The 14,777-nt window shown below is 62.6% G+C and carries 13 protein-coding genes; all 13 read right to left on the bottom strand.

The window, feature by feature from the left end; genetic code table 11:
- Positions 1-16: 16 nt before the first annotated feature.
- The gene (dnaE, locus tag ACSSVG_RS01015; RefSeq protein ID WP_492416842.1) at positions 17-3,574 is read right to left on the bottom strand and encodes a DNA polymerase III subunit alpha; all 3,558 of its coding nucleotides are present in this window, start codon (positions 3,572-3,574) and stop codon (positions 17-19) included.
- A 56-nt stretch (positions 3,575-3,630) separates the two neighbouring features.
- Positions 3,631-4,557 (bottom strand): RluA family pseudouridine synthase, encoded by a 927-nt coding sequence (locus ACSSVG_RS01020; protein WP_231339037.1) that lies wholly within the window; start codon positions 4,555-4,557, stop codon positions 3,631-3,633.
- Positions 4,550-5,158 carry a signal peptidase II gene (lspA, locus tag ACSSVG_RS01025; RefSeq protein ID WP_231339038.1) on the bottom strand — a complete coding sequence of 203 codons (609 nt, stop codon included), beginning with the start codon at positions 5,156-5,158 and terminating at the stop codon, positions 4,550-4,552. The genes ACSSVG_RS01020 and lspA overlap by 8 nt, the downstream gene beginning before the upstream one ends.
- Before the next feature lie 99 nt (positions 5,159-5,257).
- Complete coding sequence (locus tag ACSSVG_RS01030; RefSeq protein ID WP_159707661.1) at positions 5,258-5,956, bottom strand: DivIVA domain-containing protein; 699 nt, start codon at positions 5,954-5,956, stop codon at positions 5,258-5,260.
- Positions 5,957-6,112: 156 nt separating this feature from the next.
- A complete protein-coding gene (locus tag ACSSVG_RS01035) occupies positions 6,113-6,400 on the bottom strand; it encodes a YggT family protein (RefSeq protein WP_017200850.1) in 288 nt (95 codons plus the stop codon).
- 105 nt (positions 6,401-6,505) lie between these two features.
- Positions 6,506-7,042, bottom strand: a complete 537-nt coding sequence (locus ACSSVG_RS01040) for a cell division protein SepF (protein ID WP_026542515.1) — start codon at positions 7,040-7,042, stop codon at positions 6,506-6,508.
- An 85-nt stretch (positions 7,043-7,127) separates the two neighbouring features.
- The gene (locus ACSSVG_RS01045) at positions 7,128-7,886 is read right to left on the bottom strand and encodes a YggS family pyridoxal phosphate-dependent enzyme (RefSeq protein WP_492416846.1); all 759 of its coding nucleotides are present in this window, start codon (positions 7,884-7,886) and stop codon (positions 7,128-7,130) included.
- A complete protein-coding gene (locus ACSSVG_RS01050; RefSeq protein WP_492416848.1) occupies positions 7,879-8,589 on the bottom strand; it encodes a purine nucleoside phosphorylase YfiH/LACC1 family protein in 711 nt (236 codons plus the stop codon). The genes ACSSVG_RS01045 and ACSSVG_RS01050 overlap by 8 nt, the downstream gene beginning before the upstream one ends.
- Before the next feature lie 25 nt (positions 8,590-8,614).
- Positions 8,615-9,835, bottom strand: a complete 1,221-nt coding sequence (ftsZ, locus tag ACSSVG_RS01055) for a cell division protein FtsZ (RefSeq protein WP_026542512.1) — start codon at positions 9,833-9,835, stop codon at positions 8,615-8,617.
- A 216-nt stretch (positions 9,836-10,051) separates the two neighbouring features.
- Positions 10,052-10,990, bottom strand: coding sequence for a cell division protein FtsQ/DivIB (locus ACSSVG_RS01060; protein ID WP_492416850.1), 939 nt, complete (start codon positions 10,988-10,990; stop codon positions 10,052-10,054).
- Entirely contained in the window at positions 10,983-12,353 is a 1,371-nt protein-coding gene (gene murC, locus ACSSVG_RS01065) for a UDP-N-acetylmuramate--L-alanine ligase (protein ID WP_231339045.1), read from the bottom strand. The genes ACSSVG_RS01060 and murC overlap by 8 nt, the downstream gene beginning before the upstream one ends.
- Entirely contained in the window at positions 12,350-13,468 is a 1,119-nt protein-coding gene (murG, locus tag ACSSVG_RS01070; protein ID WP_492416852.1) for an undecaprenyldiphospho-muramoylpentapeptide beta-N-acetylglucosaminyltransferase, read from the bottom strand. Before murG ends, murC begins: the two co-directional genes overlap by 4 nt.
- Positions 13,469-13,474: 6 nt before the next feature.
- Entirely contained in the window at positions 13,475-14,776 is a 1,302-nt protein-coding gene (ftsW, locus tag ACSSVG_RS01075) for a putative lipid II flippase FtsW (RefSeq protein ID WP_492416854.1), read from the bottom strand.
- Position 14,777 lies beyond the last annotated feature (1 nt).

Raw genomic sequence — 14,777 nt, forward strand, 5'->3', positions numbered from 1 at the left:
AGCGGCATCGATCCGGCTAGTTATCCAGGCAGGCCGGACCCAACAGGACCTTCAGATCACCAAACAGTGAGGGACTGGGGTTCACCCGCATATGCACGGGCAGGCCCATGACCTCCACTTTGGTATCACCCATCAGCTTCAGCCGGACCTCCGAGTTCCCGCGGTGCGTCCGGAGGACATCACGCAGGTCCGTCACCACCGCCTCCGTTGCCTTGAACGTGGGAATCGTGATGACCACCGGTCCGTTCACGCTCTCGCTAAGGTCCGGAACCGAGAGCTCCATGCAGTTCAGTGTCACTGCCCCGTCATCCCTGCGCTGCAGCCTGCCCTTGACCACCACGATCAGGTCCTCCGCCAGGACCGAGGCGATGGGCCCATAGACCTGGCCGAAGAACATGACCTCCATGGAGGCGCCAAGGTCTTCGATCTCCGCGCGGGCATAGGCGTTTCCGCTGGCCTTCGCGATCCTGCGGCTCAACGAGGTGATCATGCCCGCAATGGTGACAATTGCGCCGTCGTGCGGTCCATCTTCAGCGATGATCGAGGTAATGGATTGCTCAGCATGTTGGCTGAGAACGCCTTCCAGCCCTTGCAGCGGATGGTCCGAAACGTAGAGGCCCAGCATGTCCCGTTCAAAGGACAGCTTGTCCTTTTTCTCCCATTCGGGAAGGTCAGGGATTTCTGTGGTCAGCGAGGCTTCCGGCTCCTGGTCCTCAAAGCCGGCAAAGAGATCGAACTGGCCGATCGCCTCGTTGCGCTTCAGGGTGATCACCGAATCGATGGCTTCTTCGTGGATCATCGCCAATGCACGCCGGTGGTGGCCCAGGGAGTCGAACGCCCCGGCCTTGATCAGCGATTCGATGGTGCGCTTGTTGCACACCACCGCGGGTACCTTCAGGAGGAAGTCCTTGAACGACGTGTAGCTTCCCTCAGTGCTGCGGGTGGAAACCATGGCATCCACGACGTTGACGCCGACATTGCGGATGGCGCCCATGCCGAAACGGATGTCCGTTCCCACAGGGGTGAAGTTCAAGGACGATTCGTTGACATCCGGCGGGAGCACCGTGATGCCCATGCGGCGGCACTCATTGAGGTAGATGGCGGATTTGTCCTTGTCATCACCCACTGACGTGAGCAAGGCAGCCATGTACTCCGGCGCATAGTGCGCCTTCAAATATGCGGTCCAGTAGGAAATGACGCCGTACGCGGCCGAGTGGGCCTTGTTGAAGGCGTAGTCGGAGAACGGGAGCAGGATGTCCCACAGTGTTTTGACGGCAGCCATGGAGTAGCCGTTGTCCTGCATGCCCTGGGAGAACCCGGCGAACTGTTTATCCAGCTCCGATTTCTTCTTCTTGCCCATGGCCCGGCGAAGGATGTCTGCTTGTCCGAGCGAGTAGCCGGCCAGCTTCTGTGCCACGGCCATGACCTGCTCTTGGTACACGATCAGGCCGAAGGTGCCGCCAAGGATTTCCTTGAGGGGTTCTTCCAGCTCCGGGTGGATGGGAATGACCTCTTGGATCCCGTTTTTACGCAAGGCGTAGTCGGTGTGGGCGTTGGCGCCCATGGGGCCGGGACGGTAAAGAGCCAGGACTGCGGAAATGTCTTCGAAGTTGTCGGGCTTCATGAGCTTGAGCAGGGACCGCATGGGTCCGCCGTCCAGCTGGAACACGCCCAAGGTGTCGCCGCGGGCCAGGAGCTCGTAGGACGCGGCGTCGTCGAGTTCCAGGTTTTCCAGGTCCAGGTCGACGCCACGGTTCATCTGGATGTTCTCCAGGGCGTCCGAAATGATCGTCAGGTTTCGGAGACCCAGGAAGTCCATCTTGATGAGGCCGAGGCCTTCGGACGTCGGGTAATCGAACTGGGTGATGACCTGGCCGTCCTGGAAACGGCGCATGATGGGAATGACATCGATGATGGGGTCCGAGGACATGATGACACCGGCCGCGTGCACACCCCACTGCCGCTTCAGTCCTTCGATACCCAGAGCTGTCTCGAAGACCTTGGCAGCCTCGGGGTCGGTGGCAATGAGCTGGCGGAAGTCCCCCGCTTCGCTGTAGCGCTTGGATTCCGGGTTCTGGATGTCCGCCAGCGGGATGTCCTTGGCCATGACGGCCGGAGGAAGGGCTTTGGTCAGAGTCTCGCCCATGCTGAACGGATAGCCCAGCACACGCGATGAGTCCTTGAGCGCCTGTTTGGTCTTAATGGTGCCGTACGTGACAATCATCGCCACGCGCTCGTCACCGTACTTCTTCGTGACGTAGTCGATGACCTCGGAGCGGCGGCGATCATCGAAGTCGACGTCGAAGTCGGGCATGGAGACGCGGTCCGGGTTGAGGAAGCGTTCGAAGATCAGGCCGTGCTGCAGGGGGTCGAGGTCGGTAATACGCATGGCGTAGGCCACCATGGAGCCTGCACCGGAACCACGGCCGGGGCCAACACGGATTCCGTTGTTCTTGGCCCAGTTGATGAAGTCCGCGACCACCAGGAAGTAGCCGGGGAACCCCATGGACGTGATGACGCCCAATTCATAGTCCGCTTGCTTGCGGACCTTGTCCGGGATCCCTTGGGGATAGCGGTACTTGAGGCCGGTGTCTACTTCCTTGACGAGCCAGGAGGTCTCGTCTTCTCCGGGCGGGCAGGGGAAGCGTGGCATGTAGTTGGCGCCGGTATTGAACGAGACTTCGCAGCGCTCGGCAATGAGCAGCGTGTTGTCGCAGGCATCCGGGTGATCGCGGAACAGTTCCCGCATTTCCTGCGGCGACTTGAGGTAGTAACCGCTGCCCGAGAACGCGAAACGGGAACCACCGTTGTCGTACGTCGGCTCCAGGAGGGTGGAGCCCGACTGGATCGCCAGCAATGCCTCGTGGGCCTTGGCATCGTGTTCATGCGTGTAGTGGAGGTCGTTGGTGGCCACCAACGGGAGGTTGAGCTCCTTGGCAAGTCGCAGGAGGTCGCCAATGACACGCCGTTCAATGTCGAGGCCGTGATCCATCAGCTCACAGAAGTAATTCTCTGCGCCGAAAATATCGCGGAACTCAGCAGCAGCCTCCACGGCTTCGCGGTACTGCCCGAGCCTCAGTTTTGTCTGGACCTCTCCGGACGGACACCCCGTGGTGGCAATCAAGCCTTCGGAGTATGTGTTCAGCAGCTCACGGTCCAGTCGCGGCCACTTTCCAAAAACAGAATCGAGGGAGGCGATGGAAGACGCGCGGAACAGGTTGCGCATTCCTACGTTGTTGTAGCTCAGCAGCGTCATGTGGGTATAGGAGCCACCGCCGGAGACGTCATCTTTACGCTGGCTTTCGTCGCCCCAGCGTACGCGTTCCTTGTCGCCCCGGGCCGTTCCCGGGGTGACATAGGCTTCGACACCGATGATCGGCTTGATGCCCTTGTCCGTGGCCTTGCGCCAGAAGTCGAACGCACCGAACAGGTAGCCGTGGTCCGTGGTGGCCAGTGCCGGCATGCCCAGCCGTTCGGTTTCGTCGAACAGCTCGCCCAAGCGGGCCGCTCCATCCAGCATGGAGTACTCGGTGTGGGTGTGCAGGTGGACGAACGAATCATTGCTGGAAGTCACCACGACAGTCTACCGTCCCGGGTCCGACAGAACCCGGTCGCAGACGGGGCGGCTCTCTAGGCGGTGCCGGTGGCGAGCAGATCCAGGGCGTACTGGAGGTCCGCCGGGTAGTCGCTGCTCACTTCCACCCATTCGCCGGTGCTGGGATGGGTGAAGCCCAGCTGGCGGGCATGCAGCCACTGCCGGGTGAGCCCCAGGTTGGCCGCGAGCCGCGGGTCGGCGCCATAGGTGAGGTCTCCGGCGCAGGGGTGCCGGAGCGCTGAAAAGTGAACTCGGATCTGGTGGGTACGGCCGGTCTCCAGATGGACTTCCACCAGCGTTGCCTTGCCGAACGCTTCCAGGACCTCGTAGTGCGTCACGGACGGACGGCCGTCCTCGATCACCGCGAAACGCCAATCGTGCCCGGGATGGCGGCCAATCGGGGCATCGATGGTGCCCTCCAAAGGATCAGGCAGTCCCTGCACCACTGCGTGGTACACCTTCTCCACGGTGCGTTCCTTGAAAGCGCGCTTCAGCACCGTGTACGCGTGTTCGGTCTTGGCCACCACCATGACCCCGGACGTGCCGACATCGAGGCGGTGGACGATCCCTGCCCGTTCAGGAGCACCTGACGTCGAGATCCGGTAGCCGGCGCCGGCGAGACCGCCCACTACGGTGGGTCCTACCCACCCCGGAGACGGATGGGCAGCGACTCCCACCGGTTTGTCGATGACAACGAAATCCTCGTCATCCAGCAGGATCTTCAGGCCTTCCACAATTTCCTCCACGACTTCCAAGGGGTCCCGCCGCTCGGGAACGGTAACGTCCAGCACCGCGCCTGCGGCAAGCTTTGCCGACTTGCCAAGTGGCACACCGGCAATCGTGACGTTTCCTTCTGCGATCAACAGCGCCGCTGCTGACCGGGAAATGTCCATCAGTTGTGCAAGCCCGGCGTCCGCCCGCTTGCCTGCCAGTTCCTCAGGTACCACTACGGGATCACTCACCGGCTGTCTCCCCCATGGAGCCGCCCGCAGGCTTGGCCTCATCGGACGCCTTTGGACCAGCAGGCTGCCGCTGGCCGTCCATGCCGATACCGCGCAGCGTCAGCAGGCAGATGATGACGACGCCGGATACCACCGCGGAGTCTGCGATGTTGAAGATGGCGAAGTTGGGCAACTGGATAAAATCCACCACGTGCCCCATGGCGAACGACGGTTCCCTGAACAAGCGGTCGGTCAGGTTGCCCAAAGCTCCCCCGAGCAAGAGTCCCAGGGACAGGGCCCACCACGCAGACCCGAGCCGGCGCAACTGGAACAGGATTGCCACGGAAACGGCCGCCATGACAATCGTGAAGATCCATGTCACATTCTCGCCAATGGAAAAGGCCGCCCCGGAGTTCCGGATGTAGTACCAGTGCAGCAGCGGAGGAAGAACGGGGATCCGCTCACCCTCGGTCATGGTGCTGGTGACCCAAAGTTTGGTGAGCTGGTCAAAGGCGTAGGCAAACACGGCGAAGCCGGCAAAGAGCCAGAGCATGGCCGGACGCCACTTACGGCGGGCGGTGGGCGCCGGCTGCGAGGCGTCATCGGTGAAGTCGTCGGTCATAGTGCTTTCATTCGGGAAGCGTGGTGGGGCGCTGTCAGGGTTTTAACAGCAAAAGCCGGTGGCCGAGGAGTCCTCAGCCACCGGCTTTCAGAATACTTGCTAAACGTCTGCGGTTGCTTCGCCGACCTCAGGGGCAGCGACGGAACCACGGGCATCCAGGTCGCGCAGCTGGCCTTCGATGTAGGCCTTCAGGCGTGAACGGTAATCGCGTTCGAAGCCACGGAGCTGCTCAACCTTGCGCTCAAGAACGGAACGCTGCTGCTCGAGTGCACCAAGGATCTTGCGGGACTTCTCCTGGGCATCGTTGACGAGGCTGGAAGCCTCGATCTGAGCCTCGGCGATGATCTTTTCCTTCTGCTGCGCACCGTCAGAGACGTGCTTGTCGTGCATCTGCTGCGCCATGGCCAGCAGGCCTGCAGCGGACTCAGCGGAAGGGGTAACGCTGTTGCTGGCGGCCGGAGCCTTGGCAGCGGCGGCAGCTGCTGCGGCCTGCTCGGCTTCCTTCTTCTTGGCAGCGTCGGCGGCCTTGGCTTCGGCTTCCGCCTTGGCTTCGGCTTCCTTGTCGACCTTGACGGGGGCAGGAACCTTCTCGACGACCGGAGCCGCAGCAGTTGCAGCAGGCACAGCCGAACCGGCTTCTCCGAGCTTCTTGCGAAGTTCGTCGTTCTCCTGGTTCAAGCGGCGAAGTTCCACCACGATCTCATCGAGGAAGTCGTCTACCTCGTCCTGGTCGTAGCCTTCGCGGAACTTGGTCGGCTGAAAGCGCTTGTTGACAACGTCTTCTGGCGTCAAAGCCATCTGGTCACCTCGTTGGTCTAGTTAGTCAGTAGGCCTTCCGGCCGTTCAAAACTACGGTACCTAAATATCATCTGGTTCCTCCAATTCAACACCATCGTGTTGATTTGGAGAATTTGCGGCCTTTGAACCATCGGTGGTCCGGGTTCCGCTCAGCAGCTAGGCCAAGCTGCTGGTTACTGCCATGGCAATACTGACCGCAATTATCAGGATCAGAAAGCCTAAATCCAAGGAGATACCACCCAGTTGGAGTGGCGGTATCAGCCTGCGGAGCCTGCCAAGCGGAGGGTCCGTGACGGAGTAGACCACATGCGCTGTTACCAATGCCACACCCCGGGGCCGCCACTGGCGGGCAAACATCTGAACCCATTCAAAGATGAGCCTGATGATCAGGGCAATGAAGAACAGCAACAACACAATATAGATAAGGCCGAAAACAATGCCCACGAGTTAGCTCAGATCTCCCACTTGTTCCGGAATGCCGATCGGTCCCTACTATTGCAACACAGATGCCAGGCGGGTTGACCCGCCTGGCATCTGCAAAGATCGGTGTCAGCTCTGGTTGAAGAAGCTGGCCTGCGTTTCGCTGGCCTTTTTGTCGTCGCCAATGACCTCTACGTACGACGGCGACAACAGGAAGACCTTGTTGGTCACCCTCTCGATGCTGCCATGGAGGCCGAAGACCAGGCCGGCGGAGAAATCCACGAGGCGCTTGGCGTCGGCTTCGCCCATGTCGGTGACGTTCATGATGACCGGAATGCCATCCCGGAAACTCTCACCGATGACCTTGGCATCGTTGTAGGAACGGGGATGAACGGTGGTGATCTGCCTCAGGCCCGAGGCATCTTCGCGGCTGGAGGCCGCACGCTTGATGGGTGTCACGGGTGCGCGGTATTCCTCTTCGGCGTCTACAGTGGGCATTTCGCGGACAACTTCCCGGACGGGAGCGGGCGCCCGGCGCTCTTCCCGTTCCTGTGCCTGGGGGCGTTCTTCGTCGTGGTGCGAGGCGACGGCCTGCTCAGATTCGTAGTGTTCATCGCCGTCGGCGAGCCCAAGATAGATCATTGTCTTGCGCAGAGCGCCAGCCATGGTGCACTCCTATCGTTTCTGCAGTAGGCGGGCCGCCATGACTTGACATATTGGAACCCCGGCCCGTCATTCCAATACTTTGACGCTACCCCACGGCCGGACGGGATCCGAGAATATCGGAGCCAATTCTCAGGTGTGTCGCCCCGAACTTCACGGCGGCTTCCAGGTCCTGGCTCATCCCGGCGGAAATTGCCACCGCGGCCGGATGAATGGCACGGAGAGCCTCGGAAATACCGGCAAGCTTCTCGAACGCCGCTTCCGGATCGGCCCCCAAGGGCGCCACGGCCATCAGGCCCGAGAGCTTCAGCCCGGCAGCGGATTCGATCTGTGCGGCAAGAACCTCGACGTCGGCCGGGCGTGCGCCGCCGCGGTGCGCGCCGGCGTCGTCCTCCAAGCTGACTTGAATGAAGCAGTCGAGGTCGGCACGGCCGGTGGCACCTTGTTCCCGCATGATGGCCTTCGCCAAGGCGTCAACGACTTGAGGCCGGTCTATCGACTGGACGGAGGCAGCATACTTTGCGACGGATTTTGCTTTGTTGCTTTGGAGCTGCCCAATGAAATGCCAACGGATATCAACGTCGGTAAGCCCGGCGCTCTTGGTGGCTGCTTCCTGGTCCCGGTTCTCGCCGATGTCGGTAACACCAAGTGCGGCGAGGCGGCGCACATCCTCTGCCGGATGGAATTTAGTCACCACGATCAGCCGTGGCGGGTCACTGCGTCCGGCTGCAGCAACCGCTGTCCCGATCCGGCGCCCAACCGTACCCAGCCGTTGGGCGAGAACGGCCGTGCGGGCATCGCCTGACAGGCTTTCCTGCTGTTTGTCGTCGTGTCCAAGGCTAGTCATGCGTCCACACCAAACCTGCAAATCGGCCGGTCCGGGAATTCCGGCGGTATGAGAAAAGGGAATCGTTCTCCAGCGTGCACTCCCCCGAGTACTCCACGGGAACATCCAACGCTGCCAGTTGTGCCCGCACACCGGCCGGAAGGTCCAGGGCCGGAGTTCCCCAGGATGTGGTGGACCGGGTGGCCGGGACACGCGCAGCTACCTCGGCCTGCAGTTGTTCCGGCACCTCATAGCAGGACCCGCAGATAGATGGACCGAGCCAAGCGCTGATCCCTACGGCTCCCCGGCTCCGCATTTCCTCCACGGTGGCCGCAACAACAGCTGATGCGACGCCAGGGCGTCCGGCATGGGCTACGGCGAGCACGTGCCCGTTTCCTGCGCCGCTCCCCACGAACACCACCGGCACACAGTCCGCGACCATGACCGCCAATGGCTGCGGTGCACCGCGGGGGGCTGCGGCTGACACCATTGCGTCAGCAGTGGGCCCGGGCCCGTTGACTTCGATGAACTCCACGGTGTTGCCATGGACCTGATCCATATATTGGAATTGATCGGCCCCCAGCCCCGCGGCCCGGTTCAACTCATCGCGGCGGGCCATTACCTCAGCGGGGTTGTCCCCCACATGGAGAGCCAGGTTCCCGGCGTCCGTATCCGTGAAGGCTACGGAAACGCCGGGACGAACTTCATTGCGCCACCAAAACACCTGGTACTGACTCTCCGAACGTGGCTTACTTCAGGAAGTCGGGGACGTCGAGGTCGTCGGAGCGGCTGCCCGAGAGATCAGGCTCGACGACGGCGGGGAGGTCCACGTCGAAGCCTGAGTCTGCAGGCAGTGCAGAGGGACGCTGCTGGCCCCAGTTGCTCAAGCCCGCGGCACCGATGCCTGCCGTGGCGTGCTGCGGGGCAGCAGCGCTGGACGGTGCACTGCTGGGCGCGGCGGGACGCTCCGAGGGCACCGGGTTCTGGGCGGGACGGGACTGGTCCATCGAAGGCGAGGTTGCCTTGACATCGTCAAAGCCTGCGGCAATGACTGTCACGCGGGCTTCATCACCCAAGGCGTCATCAATGACGGCGCCGAAGATGATGTTGGCCTCGGGGTGGGCTACTTCCTGCACCAGGCGTGCAGCCTCATTGATTTCGAACAGACCCAGATCCGACCCACCCTGGATTGAGAGCAGGACGCCGTGGGCGCCGTCGATGGAGGCCTCCAGGAGCGGGGAAGCAATGGCCAGTTCGGCTGCCTTGACCGCACGGTCCTCACCACGGGCCGACCCGATGCCCATCAGGGCCGAGCCAGCACCCTGCATGACGGACTTGACGTCGGCAAAGTCAAGGTTGATCAGGCCGGGAGTGGTGATCAGGTCGGTGATGCCCTGGACGCCCGAAAGGAGGACCTGGTCCGCAGAACGGAAAGCGTCCAGGACGGAGACGTTGCGATCACTGATGGACAAGAGGCGATCGTTGGGGATGACGATCAGGGTATCGACTTCATCGCGAAGGGCGTCGATGCCGGCTTCGGCTGAGCCTGCACGGCGACGGCCCTCGAAAGTGAACGGCCGGGTCACAACACCGATGGTCAGCGCACCCAGGGAGCGGGCGATGCGCGCGACCACAGGGGCCCCACCAGTACCGGTGCCACCGCCTTCACCAGCGGTAACGAAGACCATGTCAGCACCCCGGAGAACTTCTTCGATCTCGTCGGCATGGTCTTCCGCGGCCTGCTTTCCGACCTCGGGGTTTGCGCCGGCGCCAAGGCCGCGCGTGAGTTCACGTCCAACGTCGAGCTTGACGTCGGCGTCGCTCATGAGCAGCGCCTGCGCGTCAGTGTTGATGGCGATGAACTCGACGCCCCGAAGGCCGACCTCGATCATACGGTTGACTGCGTTCACGCCACCGCCGCCGATGCCGACGACCTTGATGACGGCCAAGTAATTCTGCGGTGCTGCCACGTTTCGTGCCCCTTGCTTGTGTCCTATAGCGAAACTGATCGAGTCCAACTTGAATCCTTGGACCTTAACCCTCTAGTTGAAGGTTATAGTTATGTCAAGTAACTCTACTGCGACGGTATTTCCTATGGTTCGCACATGCAATCTCCGCTTGCGCGTGTCGTGTGATTGTCCTGAAATAAGGCCACCGCCGGCCGTAGGTTACGTTCTCAAAGCTGCTTATTTTGTGAATGGATGCCGCGGGACGCTGACGTCGTACACGCTGACGGGAACCTTCGGGTCAGCCGGCATCTTGAGCAGCGCTTCAAGTGCCTTCGCCTTCAGTTCCCTGTCCTCGGCATTGCCCCACACTACCGTCTTTCCGTCCACCAATTTCAGTTCGACGGCATCCGCGGAGGCCGCCGAAGCTGTCGACATCCGGGCGCGGACATCGGCCGGCAACGTATCCAGGACGGCGGCAATCGCCTTGAACAACTCTGTGTTCGTCGCCCCGGCTCCCGCATCAATCAAGGGCAGTGCCACCGCCGACTGGTCCTTCGTAGCCCCGAGTTGCACCCCGTCCACATCCACCATCACGAACGAGTCACCCTGCTTGAGCAGCGCCACCGGAACGCGTTCGTTCACATGCACAAGCAACTCCGACGGCGGCCTCGCCTCCATGGTTGCGGAGCGGACCTGGACCAGCGGCTTCAAGAGCTCGTTGATCTCCTGTTCGGTGACCTGCGGCAGCGGTTTGCCCTCCAGGCCGGACAAAGCCTGCTGAACGGCGTCGGGCGTCAGCAGTGTGGTGCCGTCCACTGTCACTGTCCTGACTGCCAATACCGGCGAGAAGACCGCACCGGCGATCAGGGCCGCCACAACAGCGGCCACGATGGAAAGCGTCCACCCAATAATCCTGCGTTGCCGCCGGCCCTTGGGCTCCGGAAAGACAATGACGTTATCCGACGCCGGGGCCTTTGTTGACGTGGTCGCCGTGGCTGGCTGGGAACGGGTCTCCCGCTTACTGTCCGGCTCGATGGGACGTTGCGCGCTGATGACTTCGCCTGATCCCTCAGCCCGGCCTTTGTCCGGCACCGCCTTGGATCCTCCCGAACGGGCCGCATCCGGCGGGCGCGACTCCGCTCCCGGCCTGTACGTCGGCTTGCGGGTGCTAGCCACCCAACGCCTCCACGATCACTGGCCCGTAAGCAGTAACGTCGCCGGCACCGACGGTGAGGACTACATCTCCGTCGCTGGCGACCGCCATCAGGGCGTCCACTGCCTCCCCTGCCCCCACCAGCCTGCCAGTGGCAAGCTGATCGGCGATCAAAGCGCTGGTGACACCGGGGATGGGGTCCTCGCGAGCAGGATAGATATCCAGGATCAGGGCCGTATCCGCCGCGTCCAGCGCAGCAGCAAATTCCCCGGCGAACTCGCGTGTGCGCGAAAACAAGTGCGGCTGGAACAGGACATGGACCTTGTTGCCCCCGGCTACCGAGCGGGCGGCAGACAGGGCGGCGCGAACCTCCGTGGGGTGGTGGGCATAGTCGTCGTAGACCCGCACACCCCTCCCCTGGCCCTTGAGCTCAAAGCGCCGTGACGCGCCAGTGAACTGGCCCAGCGCCGCCGCCGCATCTTCGGGATTCACACCAAGTTCGACGGCGACCGCGAACGCGGCTGCCGCGTTCAGGGCATTGTGGCGCCCCGGGACCTGCAGTTCCACCCTGTGGACGTCAGGACCAACGGCTACCGAAACGTCTCCGGGACCGCCGTCGAACAGGCGGATGTCGGCGTCGTCCGATGTCCCGTACGTCAGGACGCGCGTGGTTCCCAGGGACGCCGTCCGCTCGGCCAGGGCGAGGGCACCGGCGTCGTCGGCGCAGGCCAGGAGAACGCCGTCCGCCGGCAGGAGCGCCGCAAAGTTGTCGAAGGAGGCAAAGACCGCTTCCGGCGTCCCGTAGTGGTCAAGGTGGTCGGCTTCGACGTTGGTCACCACGGCAATCAGCGGACGGTAATTGAGGAAGGATCCGTCCGATTCATCGGCCTCGGCCACGAAGATGTCCGACTCCCCATGGGCAGCATTCACACCCAACGCCGGGACGTTGGCGCCAATGGCAAAAGAGGGGTCAACGCCGGCTTCCTTGAGCAGGACGGCAATCATGGAGGTGGTGGTGGACTTCCCATGGGTACCCGCCACTGTAACTACACGGTGGCCCGCCATGGTGGCAGCCAAAGCTTCGGACCGGTGCAGCACGGGCAGCCCGGCGGCACGTGCCGCAGTGAGCTCGGGATTGTCGGCCCGGATGGCAGAGCCGGCCACGATCGTCTGGGCGTCGGCAAGGTTGTTTTGGTCGTATCCCACCGCGATGCGGGCTCCAGCCAAGGAGAGGTCGTGCATGACCGGCAGGTCCTTGGCGTCGGTTCCGCTGACGGGGACACCCCGCGCCACCATGATCCGGGCGACTGCGGACATTCCCACGCCGCCAATGCCAATGAAGTGGACCCGGCCCAGGGATTCGAGGGGGGCGATGCTGATGGTCATGCGGATACCGCTTCCAGGACAAGATCAGCCATGCGCTGATCGGCGTTTCTGATACCAAGGGCTTCGGTTTTTCTGGCCATTTGGAGGAGCCTGTCGTGGTCAGTCAGGAGCGGAATGAGCTCCCGCTCCAGCCATTCAGGGCTGAGGTCCTTGTCATCAACCAGGAGTGCGCCACCTGCATCCACCAACGGCGCAGCATTCAGTGCCTGCTCTCCGTTGCCGATGGGCAAGGGCACAAACACGGCCGGGACTCCCACGGCTGCCACTTCGCTGACAGTTCCGGCGCCGGCACGGGCAAGGAGGACGTCCGCGGCTGCATAGACGTTCTCCATCCCATCCACATACTCAACCTGGCGATACCCTTCGGCGGTGAGCAGGCCGCCGTCGTCGTTGAGAACGGCCTTCCCATTGCCCGTGATGTGCAGGGTCTGTATCCCGGCGGCCGCCAGCGCAGGCAAGGCTGCACTGATGGAACGGTTGATGCTGAGTGCGCCCGAGGAACCACCGGTGACGATCAACACGGGGCGTTCTGGAACCAGGCCCAAGGAAGCCTTGGCAGCAGGAGCCGCCGTTGTCCGGTGAAGTCCCGAGATGGCTCGCCGCATGGGCATGCCAACATGGCGTGCACCCCGCAGCCGGGTACCGGCGAATGCCACCGCAACATGATTGCTGAAACGGGCACCGACGCGGTTGGCCAGGCCGGCCTTCATGTTGGCCTCGTGGATCACAATGGGGATACCGAGTTTCCGTGCGGCGAGGTACATCGGCGTACAGACGTAACCGCCCACGCCTACCAGGACATCAGCGTGCGCATCCTCAAGGATGCGGCGGGCCTGACGGACTGCTCCCATCATACGGCCGGGAAGTTTGACCAGGTCAACGGAAGGACGCCGCGGGAAAGGGACACGGTCTATGGTGGCGAGCTGGTAGCCGGCAGCCGGTATGAGCCGCGTTTCCATGCCCGACGGCGTGCCAACAGCCAGGATTGCAGCTTCCGGATGCTTGTCCTTGATGGCATCGGCGATTGCGAGCAGCGGGCTCACGTGCCCGGCAGTACCGCCGCCGGCAAGGACAACGGACAAGGGCTTGGACGCGTTGCGGGAGTCAGAAGTCATGAAGTGCTATGTACGCTTTCGTGCGGTTTTCGGAGAACGGCGCGGCAGGAACCGGGGGCGTTGCTGGGGCGGCAATTGGCCTCGGGCCAAGGACAACACTACGCCCACGCCACAGAGGGACATCACGAGGGCTGAGCCTCCGTAGGAGATGAATGGGAGCGGCACACCGACCACCGGAAGGAGCTGGGTGACCACAGCCATGTTCATGCTGGCCTGTCCCAGGAGCCACACCATGATGCCACCGGCCAGTGTTCGCTGGAACGGGTCTGTTTGCCTGACCACTACCCGGAAAATGGCGATGCCCAGGATTGCGAAGAGCACCAACACCACCAGGGTTCCCACGAGTCCAAGCTCTTCTCCGATGATGGCGAAGATGAAGTCATTGTGGGCTTCGGGAAGCCAGTTGTACTTCTGCCGGCTTTGGCCAAGGCCCAGCCCGGTCCAACTTCCCTGCGCCAGGCCGTACATGCCGTTGGTGGACTGGAAGTCGAAGTCGAAGTTATCGGTGCAGGAGGCCGACGCTGTGCCCAACCAGGACGTGATGCGGCAGATGCGGTTCGCACTGCTGATGGTTCCCAGCACGGCACCCACTGCCCCAACGGCCCCTGCTATGGCCAGCATCTTGCCCGGAACCCCGGCGAAGTAGAGGCCTGCCGCCGTGATGGCCGCAATGACGATCACTGTCCCGAGGTCGTTCCCGAGCATCACCAGCGCAATCACCAGGCCGGCTCCGGGCACCACGGGAATGATGACATGCCACCAACGGTGCAGGAGCTTTTGCTTGCGGGCCAGTACGGCAGCAATCCATACGCACAGGACCAGCTTGGCCATCTCCGAGGGCTGGAGCGTTATTCCGCCGACGTCGATCCAGTTCTTGTTGCCGTTGACGGTGTTGCCCATGACCTGGACCAGGACCAGGAGTACCACGACGCCACCCAGCGCCCACCAGGACAACCTCTTCATCCAGTTCACGTTGGTTCGCGAGATCACGTACATGGCTGCTGCTCCGAGCACCCCGAACATCGCCTGCTTCAGGGCGTCCGCGTAGGGCGACTTCCCTTCGGAGATCGCCTCGACACTCGAGGCCGACAACACCATCATGATGCCAATGGCAGTCAAGGCCAGGGCACAGCCCAGGATGAGGTAGTAAGTGGAGCTGTTGGGGGCTTTGCTCTTGCCTTCAAGGCTTTCCCAGAAGCCTCGCAGGTGTCGGCGGAGCCCGGAAGGCTTTTTGGGCGCCCGCACCGAAGCCTTGGGCTTCCCGTCCCGCGGGTTTTTGCCGCGGGTGCGGGTGGGCGTGCTGACCATT

This window comes from Paenarthrobacter sp. E2MeOHC11, assembly GCF_058744955.1.

Bases quoted from the DNA above. Each gene is read 5' to 3' on its own strand.
- murG (WP_492416852.1), bottom strand. From the start codon at position 13,468: ATGACTTCTGACTCCCGCAACGCGTCCAAGCCCTTGTCCGTTGTCCTT.
- ACSSVG_RS01030 (WP_159707661.1), bottom strand. From the start codon at position 5,956: ATGGCTTTGACGCCAGAAGACGTTGTCAACAAGCGCTTTCAGCCGACC.
- lspA (WP_231339038.1), bottom strand. From the start codon at position 5,158: ATGACCGACGACTTCACCGATGACGCCTCGCAGCCGGCGCCCACCGCC.
- ACSSVG_RS01040 (WP_026542515.1), bottom strand. From the start codon at position 7,042: ATGGCTGGCGCTCTGCGCAAGACAATGATCTATCTTGGGCTCGCCGAC.
- ACSSVG_RS01045 (WP_492416846.1), bottom strand. From the start codon at position 7,886: ATGACTAGCCTTGGACACGACGACAAACAGCAGGAAAGCCTGTCAGGC.
- murC (WP_231339045.1), bottom strand. From the start codon at position 12,353: ATGACCATCAGCATCGCCCCCCTCGAATCCCTGGGCCGGGTCCACTTC.
- ftsW (WP_492416854.1), bottom strand. From the start codon at position 14,776: ATGGTCAGCACGCCCACCCGCACCCGCGGCAAAAACCCGCGGGACGGG.